Origin of the sequence: Magnetospirillum fulvum MGU-K5 (assembly GCF_000442515.1) — a bacterium.
Taxonomy (GTDB): Bacteria; Pseudomonadota; Alphaproteobacteria; order Rhodospirillales; family Magnetospirillaceae; genus Phaeospirillum; species Phaeospirillum fulvum_B.
Genome location: NZ_AQPH01000017.1, coordinates 32582 through 56246 on the forward strand (window position 1 = coordinate 32582; position 23665 = coordinate 56246).

Annotated in this window: 13 protein-coding genes and 1 pseudogene; 6 read left to right on the forward strand and 8 right to left on the reverse strand. The window is 64.8% G+C overall.

The genetic code is table 11. The features are described from left to right. The first annotated feature begins 43 nt into the window (after window positions 1-43). From K678_RS06520 to K678_RS06535, 4 genes are read left to right on the forward strand one after another with little or no spacing between them, the layout of a single operon-like run. Complete coding sequence (locus K678_RS06520; protein WP_021131666.1) at window positions 44-1786, forward strand: type I restriction-modification system subunit M; 1743 nt, start codon at window positions 44-46, stop codon at window positions 1784-1786. Beyond that, complete coding sequence (locus K678_RS06525) at window positions 1783-3177, forward strand: restriction endonuclease subunit S (RefSeq protein WP_021131667.1); 1395 nt, start codon at window positions 1783-1785, stop codon at window positions 3175-3177. Before K678_RS06520 ends, K678_RS06525 begins: the two co-directional genes overlap by 4 nt. After that, window positions 3174-5126, forward strand: coding sequence for a GmrSD restriction endonuclease domain-containing protein (locus K678_RS06530; protein WP_021131668.1), 1953 nt, complete (start codon window positions 3174-3176; stop codon window positions 5124-5126). The genes K678_RS06525 and K678_RS06530 overlap by 4 nt, the downstream gene beginning before the upstream one ends. Next, window positions 5123-8245, forward strand: a complete 3123-nt coding sequence (locus K678_RS06535; protein ID WP_021131669.1) for a type I restriction endonuclease subunit R — start codon at window positions 5123-5125, stop codon at window positions 8243-8245. Before K678_RS06530 ends, K678_RS06535 begins: the two co-directional genes overlap by 4 nt. A gap of 12 nt (window positions 8246-8257) precedes the next feature. Here K678_RS06535 and K678_RS06540 read toward each other — a convergent pair whose 3' ends face one another. Together K678_RS06540 and K678_RS19935 are read right to left on the reverse strand one after the other, a co-directional pair. Beyond that, window positions 8258-9685 carry a site-specific integrase gene (locus K678_RS06540; RefSeq protein ID WP_021131670.1) on the reverse strand — a complete coding sequence of 476 codons (1428 nt, stop codon included), beginning with the start codon at window positions 9683-9685 and terminating at the stop codon, window positions 8258-8260. A 12-nt stretch (window positions 9686-9697) separates the two neighbouring features. Next, window positions 9698-9862 (reverse strand): annotated as a pseudogene (locus K678_RS19935) (DUF6538 domain-containing protein); the annotation flags it as partial. 385 nt (window positions 9863-10247) lie between these two features. Here K678_RS19935 and K678_RS06545 point away from each other — a divergent pair. Next, window positions 10248-10448, forward strand: a complete 201-nt coding sequence (locus K678_RS06545) for a hypothetical protein (protein WP_021131671.1) — start codon at window positions 10248-10250, stop codon at window positions 10446-10448. 115 nt (window positions 10449-10563) lie between these two features. Here the strand turns inward: K678_RS06545 and K678_RS06550 are convergent, their stop codons facing one another. From K678_RS06550 to K678_RS06570, 6 genes are all read right to left on the reverse strand, one after another. Further along, window positions 10564-10779, reverse strand: coding sequence for a hypothetical protein (locus tag K678_RS06550; protein WP_021131672.1), 216 nt, complete (start codon window positions 10777-10779; stop codon window positions 10564-10566). Between the two features lie 224 nt (window positions 10780-11003). Next, a complete protein-coding gene (locus tag K678_RS06555) occupies window positions 11004-18866 on the reverse strand; it encodes a GH36-type glycosyl hydrolase domain-containing protein (RefSeq protein WP_021131673.1) in 7863 nt (2620 codons plus the stop codon). A 20-nt stretch (window positions 18867-18886) separates the two neighbouring features. Continuing rightward, the gene (locus K678_RS19430) at window positions 18887-19606 is read right to left on the reverse strand and encodes a hypothetical protein (protein ID WP_231376219.1); all 720 of its coding nucleotides are present in this window, start codon (window positions 19604-19606) and stop codon (window positions 18887-18889) included. A gap of 390 nt (window positions 19607-19996) precedes the next feature. Then, window positions 19997-20686, reverse strand: coding sequence for an acid phosphatase (locus K678_RS06560; RefSeq protein WP_021131675.1), 690 nt, complete (start codon window positions 20684-20686; stop codon window positions 19997-19999). Between the two features lie 30 nt (window positions 20687-20716). Then, a complete protein-coding gene (locus K678_RS06565; protein ID WP_155804481.1) occupies window positions 20717-21070 on the reverse strand; it encodes a hypothetical protein in 354 nt (117 codons plus the stop codon). Continuing rightward, the gene (locus K678_RS06570; protein ID WP_021131677.1) at window positions 21067-22293 is read right to left on the reverse strand and encodes a DUF2325 domain-containing protein; all 1227 of its coding nucleotides are present in this window, start codon (window positions 22291-22293) and stop codon (window positions 21067-21069) included. Before K678_RS06570 ends, K678_RS06565 begins: the two co-directional genes overlap by 4 nt. Before the next feature lie 372 nt (window positions 22294-22665). Between K678_RS06570 and K678_RS06575 the strand changes: the two genes are divergently transcribed. Then, window positions 22666-23665 (forward strand): sensor domain-containing diguanylate cyclase (locus tag K678_RS06575; protein ID WP_231376220.1); only part of this gene is annotated, 1000 nt, incomplete at its 3' end.

The window sequence follows — 23665 nt, forward strand, 5'->3', positions numbered from 1 at the left end:
ACCCCTTGTGTTCACACCTTTTCGTCGAGGATCATTCGTTTCCATGAACCAGCAGGCCCTGTCCGCCTTCCTCTGGTCGGTCGCCGACCTTCTGCGCGGCGATTACAAGCAGTCGGACTATGGCAAGGTCATCCTGCCCTTCACCGTTCTGCGTCGTCTCGATTGCGTCCTGGCGGGGACCAAGCCAGCGGTGCTGGCCGAGCACAAGGCGAAGACGGCCCAGGGCCTCAATCCCGATCCGTTCCTGCTGCGGGTGGCGGGGCAGAGCTTCTTCAACGTCTCGCCGCTCGACCTCAAGACCCTGATGGGCGACCAGGACCACATCCGCGAGAACCTCTTCGGCTACCTGGGCGGGTTCTCGGCCGCCGTGCGCGACATCTTCGAGCGGTTTGAGTTCGCCACCCAGATCGAGCGCCTCGCCAAGGCCAACCTGCTCTATCAGGTCACCGAACGCTTCACCCAGGTCGATCTTCACCCCGATGCGGTCAGCAACCACCAAATGGGGCTGGTGTTCGAGGAACTGATCCGCAAGTTCGCCGAACTGTCGAACGAGACGGCCGGGGAGCACTTCACCCCGCGCGAGGTCATCCGCCTGATGGTCAGCCTGCTGTTCATCGAGGATGACGACATTCTGTCGAAGCCCGGCGTGGTGCGCACCATCTACGATCCCACCGCTGGGACGGGCGGCATGTTGTCGATCGCCGGCGAGTACATCGACGAGCACAACCCCAAGGCCCGCCTGACCGTCTTCGGGCAGGAGCTGAATGCGGAATCGTACGCGATCTGCAAGGCCGACATGCTGATCAAGGGTCAGGACGTGTCGAAGATCGTGTTCGGCAACACTCTCGCCGACGACGGCCACCCGGCGGAGCGGTTCGACTACATGCTGTCGAACCCGCCGTTCGGGGTCGAGTGGAAGAAGGTCGAGAAGGAGGTGCGGCGCGAGCACGAGACCCAGGGCTTCAACGGGCGCTTCGGCCCCGGCCTGCCGCGCGTCTCCGATGGCTCGATGCTGTTCCTGCTGCACCTGATCTCCAAGATGCGCCCGCTGGTCGAGGGCGGCTCGCGCTTCGGCATCGTGCTGAACGGCTCGCCGCTGTTCACCGGGGGCGCCGGCAGCGGCGAAAGCGAGATCCGCCGCCATGTGCTGGAGAACGACTTGCTGGAGGCGATCATCGGCCTGCCCACCGACATGTTCTACAACACTGGCATCAGCACCTATGTCTGGATCGTCAGCAACAAGAAGCCTGCCCATCGCAAGGGCAAGGTGCAACTGATCGACGCCACGGGCTTCTGGCAGAAGATGCGTAAAAGCCTGGGCGCCAAGCGCAAGGAACTGTCGGACGACCACATCACCGAGGTCACCCGCCTGTTCGGCGACTTCCTCGAAGCGGAGAAGGACGGCAGGCCGATCAGCCGTATTTTCAAAAACACCGAGTTCGGCTACCGCACCATCACCGTCGAGCGCCCGTTGCGCGACGAGGCGGGTCGCGTGGTGCTGGGCCAGAAGGGCAAGCAGAAGGGCAAGAAGCAGCCTGACAGCAGCCTCCGCGACACCGAGAACGTGCAGCTGACCGAGGACGTCGAGGCGTACTTCAAACGTGAGGTCCTGCCCCACGTCCCCGACGCCTGGATCGACCACGACAAAACCAAGGTGGGATACGAGATCCCCTTCAACCGCCATTTCTACGTCTTCCAGCCACCCCGCTCGCTGGAGGAGATCGACGCCGAGCTGAAGCAGGTCACCGACCGCATCACGGCGATGATCAAGGGGCTGAGCGCATGAGCTTTCCGAGATACCCGGAGTACAAGGACAGCGGCGTCGAGTGGCTGGGCGAGGTGCCGTCAGAGTGGAAGGTGCGGCGCCTCAAACAAGTGGCGACCGTGTTTCCCAGCAACATAGACAAGAAGGCTTACGACGACGAAGCGCCCGTCCGACTTTGCAATTATGTTGACGTCTACTACAATGAAGAGATCACCGGACGCCTTGCATTCATGGAGGCAACAGCAACACCGGAGCAAGTTTCGAGGTTCACGCTTCGCGCAGACGACACGATCATCACCAAGGACTCGGAGACGGCCGACGACATTGCAATAGCCGCCCATGTCCCGCAGGATCTTCCAGGTATCGTCTGTGGCTACCACCTGTCTATGGTGAGGCCCAATCAAGGGGGACAGGGCCGTTTCATCAAGCGCCTGTTTGACAGCCGCTGGCTCAAGGCGCAATTCGAGGTCGCTGCGCGTGGTCTTACCCGAGTAGGCCTTTCCCAGTACGCCATCGACAACGTTATCGTGACCGTCCCTCCAATAGACGAGCAAGCCGCTATTGTCGCTTTCCTCGACCGCGAGACCGGCAAGATCGACGCTCTGGTGGCGGAGCAGGAGCGGTTGATCGAACTGCTGAAGGAGAAGAGGCAGGCGGTCATCTCCCACGCCGTCACCAAGGGCCTCGATCCCACCGTGCCGATGAAGGACTCGGGCATCGAATGGCTCGGCGCGGTGCCGGCGCATTGGCAGGTGAAGCGTATTAAGTATGTCGTCAAGTCAATAGAACAGGGGTGGAGTCCGCAATGTGAAGGCTATCCGGCGGATGATGACGATACATGGGGTGTATTGAAGGTCGGATGTGTCAATGGGGGGGCATTCTCTTATCTAGAGAACAAGGTGCTTCCTGAGTCTCTTGAGCCGGCTCCGTCTCTAGCGATTAAATCTGGAGACCTTCTTGTTTCCCGTGCGAACACACTAGAGCTTGTCGGTAGTGCTGCGGTGGTGGAACAAGATCATCCTCGGCTCATGCTTTGCGACAAGCTGTATCGACTGCGCCTTGATCACAATATGGCTCTACCTACCTTCCTTGCCAATTTCCTAGGAACAAGATGCGCCCGTGGGCAGATTGAACTTGGAGCCAGTGGCGCGAGCAGTTCCATGCAGAATATCGGACAAGGAACGATCCTTGAGATGCCTGTCGCCCTACCTCCCGTGGATGAGCAAAGGGAGATCATCTCTGCGATAGGGCGTAATACGGCCAAACTTGATTCCCTGACAACCGAATCCCAACACGCCATCGACCTGTTGAAGGAGCGCCGCGCCGCCCTGATCTCGGCCGCCGTCACCGGCAAGATCGACGTGCGCGGGCTGGGCGTGTCCGTTTCCGACGACCAGAAGGTGCCGGCATGAAGATCTCGAACATCCTCGACCACATCGATTCCGGCCACATGGCCCTGCCCGAGTTCCAGCGCGGCTATGTCTGGAACCGCGATCAGGTGCGGGGGCTGTTCGATTCGCTCTACCGCCACCATCCGGTCGGCGGCCTGCTGGTGTGGGTGACCGAATCCAGCACCGCGCACAGCCGGGGCGACGGCCCAGTGGCCCCGGGGGTGGTGAAGCTGCTGCTGGACGGGCAACAGCGGATGACCTCGCTTTACGGCGTCATTCGCGGCCGACCGCCCAAGTTCTTCGACGGCAACGACCGCGCGTTCACCGACCTGCGCTTCAACCTGGAGAGCGAAGCCTTCGCCTTCTACCAGCCGGTCAAGATGCAGGATGACCCGCTGTGGATCGACGTGACCGAACTGATGGTCAAGGGTAACACCGGGCTGGGCGAGATTCTGGGGCGGATCACCTCCAACCCCGATCTGGTGGCCAGGACCGGCGACTACGCCGCCCGGCTGTCGCGCCTGCTCAGTATCCAGGAGATCAACCTGCACGTCGAGGAGGTGACCGGCAGCGACAAGACCCTCGACGTGGTGGTGGACATCTTCAACCGCGTCAACAGCGGCGGCACCAAGCTGTCGAAGGGCGATCTGGCTCTGGCCAAGATCTGCGCCGACTGGCCCGACGCGCGGGAGCGGATGAAGGGGCATCTGGGCCGATGGGCCGAGGCCGGCTATGGCTTCAACCTCGACTGGCTGCTGCGCTCGGTCAACACCGTGCTGACCGGCGAGGCGAAGTTCCTCCATCTGCATGAGAAGTCTGCGGCCGAGGTCGAAAGCGCCCTGAAGCGGACCACCAAGCACATCGACACCTGCCTCAACCTGATCGCCGGTCGGCTCGGTCTCGATCACGACCAAGTGTTCTTCTCCCGCTTCGCCGTGCCGGTGATGGTCCGCTATCTCGATCTGCACAGCGGGCCGCTGGACGCCCGCGAGCGCGACAAGCTGCTGTTCTGGTTCGTCCAGTCGGGGATGTGGGGGCGCTTTTCGGGATCGACCGAAACGGTGATCGACAAGGATTTGGAAGCGCTGGAAGGGCCGGACGGCGGCCTGGACCGGCTGTTGCAGGGGCTGCGCCTGTGGCACGGCGGCCTGTGCGTCGAGCCGGACCACTTCACCGGCTGGAGCCTGGGGGCGCGGTTCTATCCGGTGCTGTACATGCTGACCCGCATGGGCGAGGCCCGCGACTGGGGCTCGGGACTGCCGCTGAAGGCCGGATTGCTGGGTAAGGGCAGCAGCCTGGAGGTGCACCACATTTTCCCCAAGTCGCGGCTCTACGAGAAGAAGGGCTATAGCCGCTCCGAGGTGAATGCGCTCGCCAACTTCTGCTTCCTGACCAAGGACACCAACAACGTCCTGATCAGCAACCGGCTGCCCGAGGAGTACTTCCCCGAAATCGAGGCGCGGCTCCCCGGCGCCCTGGCCTCGCAATGGATTCCCGACGATCCCGAACTGTGGAAGATCGCCAACTTCCGCGACTTCCTGGAAGCCCGCAAGGCCCTGCTCGCCGCCGAGACCAACCGGCGAATGACTGATCTGCTGCACGGCGAGACCGAGTGGCTGGGCGCTGGAGCCGCCACGGCCTCGGCGCCGGTGGTGGTGGTCGGCGGCATCACCAGCCAGGAGGAAGAGGAGCAGTTGGACGCGCTCAACGCCTGGGTCGTCGCCCGGGGACTGCCGCCGGGGGTGATCAGCTACGACTACGCCGACCCCGAAACCGGGGTGCAACGGGCGGTGTTCGATCTGGTCTGGCCGCAGGGGCTTCAGGCGGAACTGAGCCAGCCGGTCGCCGTGCTGTTGAACGAGAGCGGCGAAACCCTGGCCCTGGCCAGCGGCGGATTCCGCTGCTTCACCTCGGTGGCCGACTTCAAGCGCTACGTCGAGCGTGACATCCTGTCGGAGGACGCCGCGTGAGTGCCGGCCAGCCGCTCCACCGCGAGATCGCCTTCGAGGACGACATCTGCGCCCACCTCGCGGCGAACGGCTGGCTGTACGACCCGGCCGACGCGAGCGCCTACGACCGCGCCCGCGCCCTGTTCCCCGCCGACGTGCTGGCCTGGGTGCGGGACACGCAGCCCAAGGCGTGGGAGGCCTTGGTCCGCGCCCACGGGGCGGCGGCGGAGACGATGCTGCTCGACCGGCTGCGCAAGCAGCTCGACGACCGGGGCACCCTCGACGTGCTGCGGGTCGGCCTGGAGATGGTCGGGCCGAAGGAGCCGGTGCGGCTGGCCCGGTTCCGCCCGTCCCTCGCCCTGAACCCGGCGCTTGAGGCCGAATATGCCGCCAACCGACTGCGGGTGGTGCGGCAGGTGCGCTATTCGCTCCACTCCGAGAACTGCCTCGATCTGGTGCTGTTCCTCAACGGCGTCCCGGTCGCCACCGCCGAGCTGAAGACCGACTTCACACAGCGGGTCGAGGACGCGGTGGACCAGTACCGCTTCGATCGCGATCCCCGGCCGAAGGGGCAGGCGGCGGAACCGCTGCTCGACTTCCCGCGCGGCGCCCTGGTCCATTTCGCGGTCAGCAACAGCCGGGTGAAGATGACCACCAAGCTGGAGGGGCCGGCCACCGCTTTCCTGCCCTTCGACCGGGGCAACCAGGGCGCCGCCGGCAACCCGCCCAACCCGGCCGGCCACCCCACCGCCTATCTGTGGGAGGAGGTGTGGGCGCGGGACTCGTGGCTCGACATCCTCGGGCGCTACCTCGTCACCCTGCGCGATGCGAAGAAGAAGATCGCCACGCTGATCTTCCCCCGCTACCACCAACTCGACGTAACCCGACGGCTGGTCGCGGCGGTGACGGCCGAGGGGCCGGGGCAACGCTACCTGATCCAGCATTCGGCCGGCTCGGGCAAGACCAACTCGATCGCCTGGACCGCCCATTTCCTCGCCGACCTGCACGATTCGGCCAACACCAAACTGTTTCACACCGTGCTGGTGGTCAGCGACCGCACCGTGCTGGACGTCCAGTTGCAGGAGGCGATCTTCGCCTTCGAGCGCACACGGGGGGTGGTCGAGACCATCACCAGCGACGACGGCGCCAAGAGCGGCAAGCTGGTCAAGGCCCTGGCCGGCGGCAAGAAGATCGTCGTCTGCACCCTCCAGACCTTCCCCTTCGCGCTCAAGCAGGTGCAGGAGCTGGCGGCGACCGAAGGCAAGCGGTTCGCGGTGATCGCCGACGAGGCCCATTCCTCGCAGACCGGCACGGCGGCGGCGACGCTGAAGCAGGTGCTGTCGCCCGAGGCGCTGAAGGAGCTGGAGGACGGCGGTGAGATCGATTCCGAGGACCTGCTCGCCGCCCAGATGACGGCGCGGGCCAACCCCGCCGGGATCACCACGATCGCTTTCACCGCCACGCCCAAGGCCAAGACGCTGGAGCTGTTCGGCCGCCGCCCCAGCCCCGAGGCGCTGCCCGCCCCCTTCCACGTCTACTCGATGCGTCAGGCGATCGAGGAGGGCTTCATCCTCAATGTGCTGAAGAATTACACCCCCTACAAGCTGGCGTTCCAGCTCGCCAGCAATGGCCGGGAATGGGACGAGCGCGAGGTCGAACGGGCCGCCGCGATGAAGGGGCTGCTCGCCTGGGTACGGCTGCATCCCTACAACATCAGCCAGAAGGTCGCCCTGGTGGTCGAGCACTTCCGCGACACCGTGGCGCCGCTGCTGGGCGGCCGGGCCAAGGCGATGGTGGTCACCGCCAGCCGCCGCGAGGTGGTGCGCTGGCAACTGGCGATCACCAAGTACATCAAGGAGAAGGGCTACAAGATCGGCGCCCTGGTCGCCTTCTCGGGCGAGGTCAAGGACGAGGAGCTTGGCCCGGACGGCTTCACCGAGCACAGCGCCACCCTGAACCCCACCTTGCGCGGGCGCGACATCCGTGAGGCCTTCGCCACCGACGAGTTCAGCCTGCTGCTGGTCGCCAACAAGTTCCAGACCGGCTTCGACCAGCCGCTGTTGTGCGGGATGTATGTCGACAAGCGCCTCGCCGGCATCCAGGCGGTGCAGACCCTGTCGCGCCTCAACCGCGCCCATCCCTGCAAGGACACCACCTACATCCTCGACTTCGTCAACGAGCCCGAGGACATCCTCGCCGCCTTCAAGACCTACTACGAGACGGCGGAGCTGGCGGCGACCACCGACCCCAACCTCGTCTTCGACCTTCGCGCCAAGCTTGATGCCCTCGGTCATTACGACGAGCACGAGGTCGAGCGGGTGGTCACCGCCGAGCTGGACCCATGCGGCACTCAGGCCCAGCTTCAGGCGGCCCTCGCTCCCGTCGCCGATCGGCTGATCCGGCAGTACAAGGCCCACCGGAGCGAGGAGGAGACGGCCAGGGCGGCCGGGGACGCCAAGGCGGAGAAGGACGCCAAGGATTCGATGGCTGCGCTGGTGCTGTTCAAGTCCGACATCGGCGCCTTCCTGCGGGCCTACGCCTTCCTGTCGCAGATCTTCGACTACGGCGCCACGGCGCTGGAGAAGCGGGCGATCTTCTTCCGCCGGCTGCTGCCGCTGCTCGATTTCCAGCGCGAGCGCGACGGGGTGGACCTCTCCGGGGTGGTGCTGACCCACCATTCCCTGCGCGACCGGGGACGACGCTTCCTCGACCTCGCGGGCGGCGACGGCGAGAAACTGACGCCGATGACCGCCCCCGGCAGCGGTGCCGTGCAGGACAAGGAGAAGGCCCTGCTGGCCGAGATCATCGCCAAGGTCAACGACCTGTTCGAAGGCGAGCTGACCGACGACGACAAGCTGATCTACGTCAACCACGTCCTCAAAGGGAAGCTGCTCGAATCCGACCTGCTCGCCGAGCAGGCAGCCAACAACAGCAAGCAGCAGTTCGCCGCCTCGCCCGATCTTGCCCGCGAAATGCTCAACGCCATCATGGACGCACTCGCCGCCCACTCCACGATGAGCAAGCAGGCGCTGGAGTCCGAGCGGGTGCAGCACGGACTGCGCGACATCCTGCTCGATCAGGCCGGGCTGTACGAGGCGTTGCGGGCGCGTGGGGGGCCGGGCGAATCGGCCACTCTTTGATCAAGTGTTGGTCTAATTCGCGTTCCTTCCAGCCAGCAGGTGCGACAGATCCACCCCGAAGTCGGCATCCTTGAACAGGTCGAGCTTCATCCGGGCGGTTATCAGCTTGTTGCCGTAGCGGCCCCCGGTCATGCTCTTGACCTGATGGCCGACCAGGAACGAGACCATCCGCTCCTCGACCCCATGCACGTTCAGCAGGTAGGACGTGAACAGGTGGCGGAAGGAGTGGAACACCAGCCCTTCGCGGTCGATGCCGATGGCGCTGCGATACCAGGGGAACCACTTGCAGAACGCGCTGCTGTAGTCGCCTTCCGCGTCGGCGGTCAGTTCCGGCCATAGCCGCTCGTGCTTCACCGACCGCACATGGTCGAGGAAGCCAAGGTCGATCAGCCGGGGATGGATCGGCACCAGCCGTTCGCCGGCCTTGGTCTTGGCCTTCTTGATGTCGAAACACCACCCCCCGTCTTCCTGCCGCACGTCCTCGACCCGCAGCTTGGCGATCTCCTCGACCCTCATCCCGGTATGCAGACCGATCAGCGGGAACCAGTACTTGAAGTCCTTCACCAGAACCTTGCCCGGCCGCTCGCGCCGATCCGCCCGCCAGTGCCCGGTGTAGAGGGGCGAGGCGAACAGGGTCTTCAACTCCTCGGGGGTGAAGGCGTCGCGCTTGGGTTCGTCCTCGGGCGGCATCAGGCCCTTGGTCGGGTTGTCGATGGTGGCGACCTTCTCCGTCCTGGCCCAGTTGAACATCGCCGCCACCGCCTTGAAGTGCAGGCGGATGGTGTTGTTGGCGAGGTCGCTTTCCTCCAGCGAGCGGCGCCACGAGCGCACATCGTCGCGGGTCACCATGTCCACCGGCTTGTTGTCGAGCGTCTCGGCGAAACGGACCAACTTCGGCACCGTCTTGCGCTGGGTGTCGGCCGTCCACTTGCCGTCCTTCTCCTGCGCCGCCGTGTAGAGCCTGACGAGGTCCGGAAGCGGCGTGGACGACAGCGCCGGATCGGGTGGTGTGGACGCGGTCGAGGCAACGGCGGGCGGGATGCTGAACAGCGGGTCCTGGGGCGTCACGGCGTAGTTGCCCACCCGCCGCGCCTTGGCGATCCGGATGAACTCGATGTTGGCGCGAAGCAGCCCTCGGGCGAGGCGGCGGAAGGTCTCGCTCTTGCGGTCGATGGCGATGCCGGCGTTGGTCAGCAGTTCTTCGACATGGCCCTGGACGAGGCGGAAATCGTTGTGGGCGATGGCCTCGCGGAAGTCGCCGTCCAGGAAGCTCAGAACCTCCAGGTCGGCCTCAACCGGGTCGTCGTCGCCGCACCCCGTGTACATCGCCTTGCCGGGGCGGAGGTGGAGGCGGTCTTCCTCGTCGATGTCGAGGGCGTTGGCGAACCAAGTGCGGGCCAGCTCGTCGATCTGGTCCGGGGTCAGGTCGGGATGGGACATGGCGTGGGCGAACAATCGATCAGCAGCTACAGACAGGGAGCGGGCGGTGCGGTGGGCCGCCCTTCGGTCGGAAGTCCGCAGGGAACGGACGAGTTCTCGTCTGCCCCATCGCCGCGCCAAGGTCAACGGAACCTTGCGCCGCCAGTGGTACGCCCCTTCACGCTTTCTCAGGTGCATGACTGACCCCGGTGGACCAGTCGGGTGGACCAGTCGCACGGCGCGGCTGCTCTGGGCCTGTGGGAGAGTGGCGGAAACACTGGGCTTCCGGGCTGTCGTCGCCCTCCGTCCCAGATGTATTACTCGGTCTAATCCGAGGAAGGGTGTCGGTGCGTCGCGGTCCTCAATCCGAGGGCAGCGGGGTGCGGAAGACCAGTCGAGAAGGCCCCCGTCAGGCAACTGGCGGGGGTTTTCTTATCCGATGTTTGGGGCGCTGAGTGGGTGTTGAAAGCACCGCGCTGTGGCCGGTGTAAAGTCCGCATCAACGGTTATTTACGGACTTCCGCGTCGAAGCTTTACGGTGCACGGCCGGATAATGGCCCCCGTCATACAGACGGAGGCCATCATGGAAAGCAGCGATATCGTCGGTTTGCTGATCGGCATCGCGGCCGTGGCGGCCTTGTTCGGGACGCTGGCCGATGTCTATCTGCACCCGGATCGCTTCGGCTGGCTGGAACTGCCGCCGCCCGAATCAGGTCCGGGGCGGCTTGTGGTCCGACCCGGTCTTTTTCTTGGGGAGGGGCGGGCGGCTTTCAACGAAGGCTGACGGGGCCGCCGCAACCGCTTTTACGGCGCTCTTCGGCTTTTTGGCTTCGCGGCTGTTGCGCTTCTGTCCTTTGGCCATCTCGGTTCTCCTGGTCTCGATGATAAGAGCGTTCCGGTTACGGCCGATCCAGACCCGCATCGTGATAGCGGTGCCATGTCGGGGCCAGATCGGCGGGATCGTCGAAATCGACATTCATCAGCGCCTGATCGAAGCGGGAGCCCGCGGCGAAGTGCCAGTCGCCGCCGCGCGGTGCTGCGTTCAAGAATTTCGCTAATCTGTCGATTCCATTCATGCCGTTGGTGACGGCAAAAGCCATGGTTTCGGTCGTCATGGCGCGATCACTCCTAAATCAATCAGCCAAGAGTGGGTTTCAGAAAAACCCATAGAACGATCCCGACGGCGAGGAGGAATGGAACGGCAAAAGGAGGGTTCAGCAAATCTTTTGCCGTGAAGCCTGTGTTTTGATTTTTGTCATTCATTTTATTTTTCCTATTTGAGGTATTATATTAGCATGTTTTCTCCATCAAGTGTTCATCCTGATTTATTTTATATAAGTTATCCCAGTCTGATACGCAGCCGATGGGTCTTGGCATCATCGATCAGGCGATGGCGCAGCGGGTTCGGGGTAATGGCGATATCGTCAAAAAAGGCGGATGCGATTCCGCGTTCGACTCCGTCCGGGTTTTCGACCGTGATGCAGGTTCGGGCCGTTCCGTGGCGCAGCGTCAGTTCGAAGCCGGGCCAGCTTTTAGGGATCGCCGGGTCCAGCATCAGCACGTCGCCCTCGCGGCGCAGGCCGAGGATCGATTCCAGACCGGCGCGCTGCATCCAGGCTGCCGACCCGCTGTACCACGTCCACCCGCCGCGTCCGACATGGGGCGGCATTGCATAGACGTCGGCGGCGACGACATAGGGCTCGACCTTGTAACGGTGCAGGTCGGCCCGGGTCCGGGCATGGTTGATCGGGTTCAGCAGGGCGAACAGCTCTGCCGCCTTGCCGCCTTGGCCCAGCGCGGCAAAGGCCATTACCGACCACAAAGCGGCATGGGTGTATTGCCCGCCATTCTCGCGGATGCCGGGGGGATAGCCCTTGATATAACCGGGATCGTGGGTGGTCTTGTCGAAAGGCGGGGCGAACAACAGCGCCAGCCCATCTTCGGGGCGGATCAGGTCGCGCTCGACCGCAGCCATCGCGCGGGCCGCCCGCTCCGGCTCGGCCGCGCCCGACAGGACGGCCCAGGATTGAGCAATCGAATCGATCCGGCATTCGACGCTGTCCGCCGATCCCAACGCCGTTCCATCGTCGAAAAATCCACGCCGGTACCAATCGCCGTCCCAGGCCTGGGTTTCCAGCGCCGCCACCAGGGCCGAGGCATGGACACGCCAGGAGACCACCCGGTCGTCCGCGCCGCGCGCGGCGGCCAGCGGGGCAAAGGCGGTCAGGGCGGTGTGCAGCATCCAGCCCAGCCAAACGCTTTCGCCTTCTCCCTTCTCACCGACGCGGTTCATGCCGTCGTTCCAGTCGCCGGTCCCGATCAGCGGCAGGCCGTGGCGACCGAGGCCCAGGCTGCAATCGAGGGCGAGGGCACAATGGTCAAACAAGGACGCCGTCTGGTCGCTGAGACCAGGGTGGAAGAAGCTTTCGGCCTCGTCTTCTTTCAGCACCGGACCGTCGAGGAACGGCACGGCTTCGTCGAGCACCGCTACATCCTGGGTGACCGCGATATACTGGGCGACGGCAAGGGCCAGCCAGACCCGGTCATCGGAAATACGGGTCCGCACCCCCTGGCCGGAATGAGGCAGCCACCAATGCTGGACGTCGCCTTCGACGAATTGCCGCGCTGCCGCCCGCAGCAGATGGGCACGGGTCATCGCCGGACGGGTCGCGGCCAGCGCCATTCCGTCCTGAAGTTGATCCCGGAAGCCATAAGCGCCGCTGGCCTGATAAAAGGCCGACCGCGCCCACAGGCGGCAGGCGACGGTCTGGTACAGCAGCCAGCCGTTCAGCATGATGTCCATTGCCCGGTCGGGCGTTTTGACCTGGACCGCCCCTAACAGATCGTCCCAGAAATCGGTGACCGTCATCTCGACCCGGTCGAGGTCGGCGGCCCGGGTCCGCGCGATCAGGCTGCGCGCCTCGTCGGCTGTCGCGCACTCGCCCAACAAGACGAGGATCTCGATACTGGCACCGGGCGGCAAGTCGATCCGGGTCCGCAGCGCGCCGCACGGGTCCAACCCGGCACCCACCCGGTTCGACATCAGCCCGGTTCCGTTTAACGCCGCCGGATGGGTCAACGAGCCGTTGCGGCCGATGAATTCACGGCGGTCGCCGGTCCATTCGGTCTGACGCCCGCCAAGGTCGAAGAAGGCGATGCGGTCGCCAAACGCGGCGCGCCAGGGATTGCGGGCCAGCATCGCTCCGGTTACCGGATCGATCTCGGTGGCGATGAAGGGCAGCGCAGCCGAGCGCGATGGGCCGAGACTCCACTCGACATAAGCCGTCACGCTGAGGCGGCGATGACGGCCGGACAGGTTGCGCAGCACCAGCCGCGAAATTTTGACCGGATCGTCGAGGGGGACGGTCTGGGCCAGATCCGCGGTGATGCCGTGGGCGGACAACTCGAACCGGCTATAGCCCCGGCCGTGGCGGGCGATATAGGTTGCCGTCTCCTCGCGGATGGGCAGGGCGGTCGGGGTCCACACCACGCCAGTATCCTCGTCGCGCAGATAGATCGCTTCCCCCGGACGATCGGTGACGGGATCATTCGACCAGGGGGTCAGTTGATTTTCGCGGCTGTTGACCGCCCAGGTATAGCCGCCCCCCTTGGTGGAGGTCTGAAAGCCAAAGGTCGGGTTGGCGATGACGTTGATCCAGGGGGCCGGGCTGGTCTGCCCCGGACCCAGGATCGTGACATATTCGGTTCCGTCCAGGGCAAAGCCGCCTAATCCGTTGAAGAACTCGAGCTTGGGCAGCGGAGGATGGCGCGGCCGGGCGGCGGCAAATGAGTCCGGAGCGATCGCGCGTACCACGACCGGGGTGACCGGCTTGGGGCGAAGCGGTCTGCCGCCGGGATCGCGGGTTTCGGCGCGGCGGTCGAGTTGTTCGAACAAGGTGCCGCGCTGTGCGACCAGCACCACCCGCGCCACCGACAGCAACAGCGCCTGGGTCTCGGCGGGGATCAGATCGGCCCGCAGCAGATAGACCCGCCCCGGTTGTCCGCTTTCGGTCTGGCGGCGGGGTTGGCTGACCCGGACCAGGGCGTCGAGCGCGGTCTGAAGGTCCTGGACATACGAGGACGGGTGTTCGTTGAGAATCACCAGATCGACGGCCAGCCGCTTCATTCGCCAATATTCCTGCGCCAGCAAAACTTCACGGGCGAGACCGATCGTGTCGGTATCGGCGATCCGCAGCAGCAGGATCGGCAGATCGCCGGAAATTCCTTGTGACCACAGCGCCGATTGCGGCCCGCCGCCGCGCCGGATCGTATCGGACGAGGGACGCAAGGACGGGCTGGCATAGATCATGTGACCGGCCAGCCGCTGGAACAGACCGGCCTCGCCCGCCGAGATACCGAGGTGGTGCAACTGGACCTGGGCCTGGGTCCAGGCCAGTGTTGCCGCCCGGCCAAAAGCGGTGACGTCGCGGTGCTTGTCGATACAGGCCAAAACGCCGTCGCGGGTGGCGGCAACCATGGTCCAGAAGGCGATCCGGACGGTTTCACCCGGGGCGATGCGGACCCGCCGCCGCAACGAGAAAATCGGGTCAAGCACGGTGCCGACACTGTTCGACAGCGGGCGGCCGTCGATCATTGCGATGGCCGAGCGGATCGGATGGCCCCGACCGAGGAAGCGGATGCGGTCGGTTTCGTATCCGGTCGCGCCGACGGTTTCGCCCTCGACGACCGAGACGTGCGCGGCCCAGATTTCCGGCTCGGCCGTGTCGCGCCGGCGCCGTGTCGCCAACAGAGCCTCGGTCGAAGCCAGATACTCGGTCTCGACAAACAATTTGGAAAAAGCCGGATGGGCGATGTCGGCGGCCTGGGGGGCCAGCACCAGTTCGGCATAAGAGGTGACATCGACCTCGCGGACGCGGTTGTCGCCATTGATGATTGAAATCCGGCGGATCTCGGCGTCGTCTTCGGCCGAGATCAGAACCTCCATCGTCGTTTTCAGCAGGCCGTCGCGGCGGTTGAATTCCGCCCGGTCTTCATGGAACGAGATTTCGGAATGATCGGGTTCGGCGCCGGTTGGCTGAAGCCCGGCCGACCACACCGCTCCGCTGCGAACGTCGCGGAAAAAGATGTACGACCCGGAATCGTCGCAGGTGGAATCCTCGCGCCAGCGGGTGATCGCCATCTCGCCCCAGCGGGTATAGCCCGACCCCGATGCCGTCAACAGCGTGGTGAACTGACCGTTCGACAGCAGGTGGGTGGCCGGGGTCGCCTGATTGGCATAGGCAAAGCAGCGCTCTCCCGACAGGGCGGTGTCGAGGGGGGCGTCGGAATTGACCTCGGCCGCCCAGGGATGCGCTACCGAGACGTCGCGCGGCATCCGCTCCTGCAACAGCAATTCGGTCGCCTGGATAATCGGCTCGGCATGGAAGCGGGTCCGCATCGTGCCGTCGAACAACGCATCGGCGATGGCGACGATCGTCATGCCCTGGTGATGCGCCATATAGGCGCGGACGATCGAAACGGATTGTCCTTCGGGCAAGCGGGTCGGGGTGAAATCAAGCGCTTCGTAAAACCCATAGCGCCCCAACGCCCCATCCTGTTCCAGCCGCTCCAGATTCGCGGCGGCGGCGTGGGGATCGATCATCGCCGCCAGGGCGGTGGCATAGGGGGCGATCACCCGGTTCTTGCCCAATCCGCGCTTCAATCCCAGGCTGGGCACGCCGAAATTCGAATATTGGTAGGTGAATTCCTGGTCGCGGGTACTGTAGGCGGATTCCGAGATGCCCCAGGGCAGGCGCAGCGTCGCGCCGTATTCGATCTGGCGGCGAACCACCAGCCGGTTGGTCTGTTCGAGCAGGCTTCCCGCCGGGGCCCGCATCACCAGCGACGGCATCAGATATTCGAACATCGACCCGGACCACGAGACCAGGGCGGCGCTATGCGCCACCGGGGCCACGGTCCGGCCCAGCCGGAACCAGTGCCGGGCCGGGATGTCGCCCTTGGCAATCGCGATAAAGCTGGCCAGTCGGGCTTCGGAGGCAAGCAGGTCGTAGCAATTCGAGTCCAAGGTGCCCTCGGGCACCAGATAGCCGATCGACAGCAGCATCCGGCCCCGGTCGAGCAGGAAGCCGAACTCCATCGCCAGGGCCATCTCGCGGGCGGTCTGCTCCAGCGCGCCCAGGCGGGCCGCCACCGTCGTCTCGGTCCCCGGCTCGACGTCCCGGCGGTGGCTTTCGATCGCCTTCAGGCTGGCCTCGGTCCAGAACAGCAGATCGGCATCACCGTCGGTGCCACGCTCGATCATCAAGGCGCGGGCGATATCGACCATGATCTCGGCCTGGGCGGCCATCCGGGCCAGCCCATCGCGGTCGGGCGATCCATAGCGCAGGATGGTGGCGATCACCTCGATCGATTCGTCAAGTTGATCCCAGGTCACCGTCTGGGTCAGCGGTCCATCGCGCAGGCTGGCCGCTGTTTCGCGGGTGAGGTCAAGGACGTCGTTCAGCCCGGCCCGCCGCGTTTCGCTGTCGGAGGGCAGGGTGCGCCAAGCCCGGCAGGAATTGGCCAGGGCGATGAGGTGCCCGGCAAGATTTCCGCTATCGACCGAGGAAATGTATTTGGGCTCAAGCGCGCGCAGATCGCGTGTGTCGTACCAATTATAGAAATGACCCCGAAACCGCGCCATCGACCCCATCGTCGCCAGTGTCGCTTCCAGCCGTCCGGCGGCGGCGGCGGTGCCGATCCAGCCGAAATCGCGGGCGCAGGCCACCGACAGCAGGTACAGACCGAGATTGGTGGGCGAGGTCCGGTGGGCCAGAACCGGAAGCGGATCTTCCTGGAAATTATCGGGCGGAAGCCAATGATCGGTCCCGGTGACGTAGCTTTCGAAAAAGCGCCATGTCCGCCGCGCCGTCAGGCGCAGGGCCTGGGTATCGACCTCTGAAACCGGCTGGTATCCGATGCCCTGCGGCGACAGGCTGACCCAGCGCGCCACCAGCGGCGAGACGAACCACAGCACCGCGATCGGGGCGGCGATGATCCAGGTGTTATCTCCCAGCAGGGCGGCGAGGGTCAGGGCGACCAGGGCGATGACGGGGGCACCCGCCATCCGCCGGATAAAACCCGAAGTATCGAGGCGTGGGCCGATCGAGGCTTGTGCCGCCGGAACCCATTCGAGCAGATGACGGCGGCTGACGCACAACCGCCACAGGGTGCGGGCGATGGCGTCGCTCATCAGCCAGGCCTGATGCGCCCGGAAGATCACCACCAGCCCCGACAGGGTCAAGGCCTGACAGAAATCGTCGGCCAGCGCGCGCAGATGGCTGGCCAGAGTAATTCCCGGCCGTTGCGGCGGGATCGCGGCGACCACCGGAATCAGCGCCGGAACGAAGATCGTTGCCAGAATGAAGCCGGTCCAGACCAGGGCGGCATCGAACGGCATCGTCCACCCGGCCAGCAGGGCGAGGATCGTGGTGGGGGCCGATACGGTGGCGCGCAGATTGTCGAGCATCTTCCAGCGCCCGATTTGGGGCAGGACGTCGATGCGTCCGTCGCGCCCGGCCGGAATCGGGCCGCAGCCGAGAATCCACGGCAGCAACTGCCAATCGCCCCGAGCCCAGCGATAATGACGCAGGGCATCGACGTCATAGCGGGAGGGGAAGTCCTCGACCACCTCGACATCCGAGGCAAGACCGGCGCGGACGAACACGCCTTCGAACAGATCGTGGCTGAGCAGCGTCGAATCCGGCACCCGCCCGGCCAGAGCGGCTTCGAAGGCATCGACGTCATAAATCCCCTTGCCGACATACGATCCCTCGCCATACAGGTCCTGATAGACGTCGGACACCGCCGAGACATAGGGATTGATCCCGCTCAGGCTGGAAAAGATGCGCTGGAACACCGATCCCTCGCGGCCAATCGGCAGCGACGGCGTGACGCGCGGTTGCAGCAAGCCATAGCCCTCAATCACCCGCCCGGTCTTTGCATCGAAGCGGGGGTGATTGAGCGGATGGGCCATCTTGCCGATCAGGCGGCGGGCGGCGTCGCGGGGCAGGCGGGTATCGGCATCCAAGGTGATGACGAAGCGGATATCGGCGGGAGCACTGGCCGCGACGCCGTCGATGGCGACGAAGTTGGTGTCGGTGGCTCCGCGCAGCAGCCGGTTCAGTTCGTGCAGCTTGCCGCGCTTGCGTTCCCATCCCATCCAGCGCTCTTCGCCCTCATTCCACACCCGTTTGCGGTGGAACAGGTGGAATCGCGCTCCCGCCGGAGCCGGGCCGTGGCGGCGATTCAGCCGTTCGATTCCCGCCGCCGCGAGGGCCAGCAGAGACTCGTCCTCTGCGGTTTGTTCCGAGGCGGAATCGATCCAATCGGACAGCAGGGCGTAATGAATCTCGCCCTCGGGACTGGCGAGGTGATGGATTTCCAGTTGCTCGATCTGCTCCTCGATCGCCTTGGGCGCGGTCAGCAGGCAGGGGACGACGACGATGGTGCGCAACGGCGCGGCGATGCCGTGGGCCAGTTCAAGCCCCGGCAGCAGGGTCGGGCGAAAGCCGAAGGTGACGGCGCGATTGACCAGGGCAACCGCCGCGTCGATTGCCGGGATCAGCCCCAAGGCCGCCAGCAGGAGCAGGTCCACCGTTTCGAGCCCGTCCAGTCCCAGCCCCAGCAGCGGCACCGCGAGCAGCAGCACGGCAACACTGCCGGTGGCGAGAGCATAGCCGCCGATCCCAAACAGCCGGATCAGCCGTGCCGGCCATCGCCGCAGCCGGGGGCGATAGCCGATCGAGGCTTCGAACGCGCGACGTCCCCCGGCGATCAGGTAATAGCCGGGGTCGCGGCGTCGGTTCGTCTCTTCCTCGGTTACGGTATCGTGCTGGGCCGTCGCGGCGGCGGTGGCGGCGTGGGTGACCTCCAGTTCCGACCGCCCGGAGCGCCGGGCCAGATCCTCGACCGCGCAGCGGTAAAGATTGCGGGTCGGGAAATCCATCGCCCGGAACGCGCTGTCCGCGGCCAGGGCATCGTCGACGAGACAAACGCTTTCGACGATATCGTTCCAGTCGATTTCCGAGATCAGCCGCAGGCTGGTGATGATGTTGCGGACGGTGACATTGGCGGCCCCCAGCCGTCGGTGGCTGTCATGCACGACGGTTTCGACCGTCTTGGACTGGGCCGCCAGTCGGCGGTCGAGCCAATTCAGCGCCGGGGCAATCCGCAAATCCTGATCGCGCAGCCGATGGACCAACTGAACCGCGAAAGATTCGGCTAGCCCCCCTCCGTCTGCCCGGCCAGGATCGTTTCGATCGGTTCGGCGTTACTGCCCTCGATTTCCAGCAGGCGGTCGGCTAGATCGTTGGCCTGCTGTCTGGCGGCGCGATCTTCCAAAATCTGTTGGGCCACCCGCCGCAAATTCTCGATCAGCACGATCTGAAGGGTGATCGAGACCGCCCACAATTCGCCGATCGTCAGCGGCTGCACCTCTTGGTACGCCCGGACATAGCGGATCAACATCGCGGGGTCGAAGCGGCTGTCGCAATGGGCGACGAAGGCCCAGGCCAGACCGAACACGCGGGGATAGAGGGCGAACGGCCCATCGGACAATTTGGGCAATTGCCGGTAATAGCTGCTGGGCAGATTGGATTGAATTTCGCGGATCTGGCGTTCGATCACGTAATAATTATCGACCAGCCATTCCGCCGCCGGAGTGATTGCACCGCCCTCGTCGATCACCCCCACCATGTCGCGATAGGCTCCGAGCAGAACCGCCCCGTTATCGGCCAGCCGTTTGGTCAGCGAGCGGCCCCGGATCAGCCGGGCCGTCACTGCCTGGGCGACGGCCAGACTGCGGGCATGGTCCTCGATCCGCTCGACGCTGAACAATTCCTCGCGGATCGGGTCGCGGTCGTCCCAGGGCGAGCCCGCGCGGTCCTTAGGCCCGCTCCGGGCCGGAGCGGATTTGAGTCCCGAACTGAAAATGGAAGACATCGATCGCATCGGCCCCGGTCTCCTTGTCGCGTTGTGCGGCGGTGTCGCGGAGCTCGCGTTTGATACTGGCGAGCCGAGGCGGCGCTTGGGCCACGTCACTCCCGGAACGGGGCGACATGGCCTGGGGCGAAGGGATGAACCGTCATTGGATGGGATCGCGTGACGGCCTGTGATTCTGGCCATCATTTTTCGCAGCCGACGCGCTCTGACTCTGGGTCATGGCGTCTGGGTGGTATTGCTGCGTCGTCAATATTGCCGCATCTACGGCGTTATTATCTGTTCATCCCTGTATCTGTATTGTTGACTGTTTCGCCGGGAAGTCAACTGGACATTATTGTATTAATAATGTCCTTTGTAATGACTTCGATCTGTTTGTAACGCTTGGCGCGTTTACGGCTGGCGGGCCGCCTGCATCTCGGCGGTGGCTTCGGCCAGATCGGCGGTAAAGGCCGGATTGGCGAATAAGCGTGTGGCGATAATCAGACCGGCCATCCGTCCGGCTTCGACGTCGCTGGGGTAATGGACGCCGCCAATCATCCGTTGCTCGCCATAATGCCGGGCGCGGGCGAACAGAGCGTCGCGGCGGTCGGGAGCCATCCGGGCCAACACTTCGGCCACCAGCATCGCATAGGCGTTGTGGCGGCTGGGATAGGAACTGCCCTTGGGGCGGGGAACGCTGGGATCGATCGAGGCCTCGATCTGGAACGGTCTGGGGCGTTGCCAGACCGATTTGGTCGCGCCGACGATTTCGTGCAGATCGTTGCCGAACCGCTTGAAAAAAGCGCGGGTCTTGGGCAGGCGCTCGGGGTCGATCTCGCCGATGGCCGGCAGGAAACGGTCGAGCGTCATCTCTTGATCGGCGCGGGTCTGCGCCACCTGGGCCTCGGTCCGGTTCCGTTGCAGGGACAGCAGATAGTCGATTTCGCTCCGCACCAGGACCGGGTCGCTGGGCGGCGGCGGCAACAGGCCGATCAGATCGACCTGTTCCGCCTCCAGATAGCCGATCCGCGCCGGGCTGTCGGCCAGGGCAGGAAACGCGATGAAGACGAGCAGCAGCAGAACGGAGATAAGGCGGCGCATCGGTGGTCCCTGGAGTGATTGCAACGCGCCCTAGGTCACCGCCCGGCGAAAGAGGACGTCTCCGTCTTTATCCGGGGCGGGCTGGGGCCTGTCCAGTTCGATTTCGTCGAGCAGCCGGGCCAGCGTCGTCCGTCCCGCCGGTCCCAGCGACACGGTCCAACGCCGCCCGTCACAGACCATGCGGATGTGTCCGCCGCGAACCATCTCCTGAAGGCAGGCGGACACCGATGTGTGGCGTCCGCAATCGGCGATGACCGCTTCGACCGCCGAGACCACCTGGCCGAGCGGCAGCGGGCCGGACTGGACCAGTTCCAGCACCCGCCGCCACATCAGGGCGCGACAGACGGGGTCGCACCGCCCTCCGGAGCCGGGAGCGTCTGTCATGACGGGGGCGTTGCGGACAGGGTATCGAGCGCGGCGATGAACGCGCCCAGGCCCGAACGCCGCACCGGCACGAACGGCTTGCTCCACCGGCGGCATAGCTTCTTCAACTGGTCGTGAGCGGCATGGCTGACACAATCGACCGGGAACATCACCGCGTCGGCATTGCCCAGCAGCCCCGGCAAGCGGCCGATATTGTCCTCGACCCCGCCATCATGGTGGATCAGCACGCCGTTACGCTCCGACACCAGCTTTTGCAGATGCGGCACCTGGATCGACCGCCCCCCGACATAGAGAATGCAGCGTCCGCACAGATCGGGGCGATTGCACGGTGTTGGGCAGGCGGATCGGTCGCGGCCGTACAGGGCTTCGTTCAACCGCGCTTCCATCGTGGCGGTCTCGGTACGCAAGGCGATCAATTCCGCGGCCTGTTCGTTGACGGTACGGTCAAGCTCGCCGATGATCTCTTCTGCGGTGCGGGAGCGGTCCTCGGCCTTGCTGGCACGGGCCTCGGCGAGGTCGAGCGCCTGTTGCAGATCCTGCTGCATCACTTTCAGCGCGCGGACCTGTTCGGTCGCGTCGCCGCACTCGCGCAGCCGCCGGTTCTCGGCCTGCTCCAGCGCCAGCAGGTCGCGAAGGTCGCGCATACTGGCCTCGCGGCGGGCGATTTCCTGGTGCAACCGTTCCTGCTGGCGGCGGATTTTGCCCTCCAGATCAGCCTTTTCCTTTTCCAGAACCGCCATTTGCCGCATGTCCGAGCGCACCATCGATCCGACCTGATGCGACAGCATGTGGACTTCGCCGAACACCAGGGATTGCAGCGATTCGTCGGTGGCGGGATGGGTCATCAGCGCCCATAGCGGCCCGGCGACTTCGCCGCGACCCAGGCATTCTTTCCACAACGCCTCGACCGCATCGCGGGTGTTAACGCGCGAGAAGCGCTTGACCGCCAAGGTGTATTTGCGGTCGAGCGCCTTGTGCATCGCCTTGCCGAGCGAACGGTCGCGGCTGGCAAGATGGACCATCGCCGAATGAATCTCGTATTCGGTCGGATTGGGCTTGGCCAGTTCCAGGCCGTTGCGGGAGGCAAGGCCGCGCAATTCCGGCAGGCTGAGGCAGGTGCCGATGATCGTGCAATGGCAATGATGCTCGATCTCCCACAATTTGCGGCGCAGACGGGGGCGGGCTTCGGGGGGAACCGGATCGCTCTGGCAAGCTTGGCACATGGGGGAACTCCCTTCGCAAATGCGAGTCATTCTTAACATTGGCGACTATCGTCTTTCTCCTCCGGGCTTGTCAATCGTGTCTTTCTCCTGTTGCGGTTAAAGGCGGGTGCCCTCCGTGTTGCCTAGTCCTGATGGTCGATCGGCCGGAATAGGGATTGACTCCATCGGCGGTGAATGCGAATCACTCGCAATAAGCGGCGCGGGAAGACCTGGTCGGCCGCAATCCTGTCCGGGAGCGAACATAGAGTGGGGGATGGCGTAAAACCGGAATTCGGGGTTTTGAGCAAAGTCCGCAGATGGACGGATTCGGTTGTCGGCGGCAGGGCAGACAGAACCTCGGACACCCATCTGGTCGCCGCACTGAACAAAGCTGTGTTCGATTCCGTGGCCGACGGCATTCTCAGCCTTGATCTGGACGGCCGGATCACCTTCGTCAACCACGCCGCCGAGCATCTGAGCGGCTGGAGCGAGCGCGAGACCCTCGGGTTGGCCGCCGAGACGATGTTTCCGTTCGTGACGCTGTTGCCGCAGCAGGGGCGTGTCGTCGCCCGCGAGCGGGTCGAGGCGGTGTTGCGCGGTCGGGATGGCGGCTCCATTCCGATTGAAATTGTCGCGGCCCCGATAGTCGAAGCGCGGCGGGTAACCGGATCGGTGGTGGTGTTTCGCGATATCCGCGAACGCCGCCATGCCGAAGAAAGCCGCAAGCTGGCGGCAGCGGTGGTGGAATGGTCGCCCCAGGCGATTGTCGTCGCCGATCTGTCCGGCACAATCATCATCGTCAATCCTGCCTTTTCCCGCCTGTCGGGATATGAAGCCGCCGATATCATCGGCCGCCCGGTGTCGGTGCTGCGGTCCGGGCATCACGAACCGGCGTTTCATGCCGCGATCCACCATGCTCTTGACCGCGAAGGCATCTGGTGCGGCGAGGTGTGGAACCGCCACAAGGACGGCGCGCCCTATGCGGTGTGGCTCAGCATCACCCGCGTCATCGCCGAGGCCGGCGGCGGCGGTTTTCTGGTCGGCTTTTATTTCGACATCACCGAGCGCAAGCGTCAGGAGGACAAAATCCTGCGCGAGGCGAAGCACGATGCCCTGACCGGCTTGCCCAACCGGCGGATGTTCGAAGAGACGCTGGATGCGGTGCTGACGGAAGCCGAGATCGAGGCGTCTCGGGTCGCGGTGCTGCTGGTCGATCTCGATGGGTTCAAGGCGATCAACGATACCCGCGGGCACGATGCCGGGGACGCTCTGCTGTGCGAGATGGCGCGGCGGATGGCGGCGGCGGTGCGGGTCGGCGACATGGTCGCCCGGCTGGGCGGCGACGAATTCGTTATCGTGCTGGCGCCGATCGACACGGACGGGGTGGCTCGCC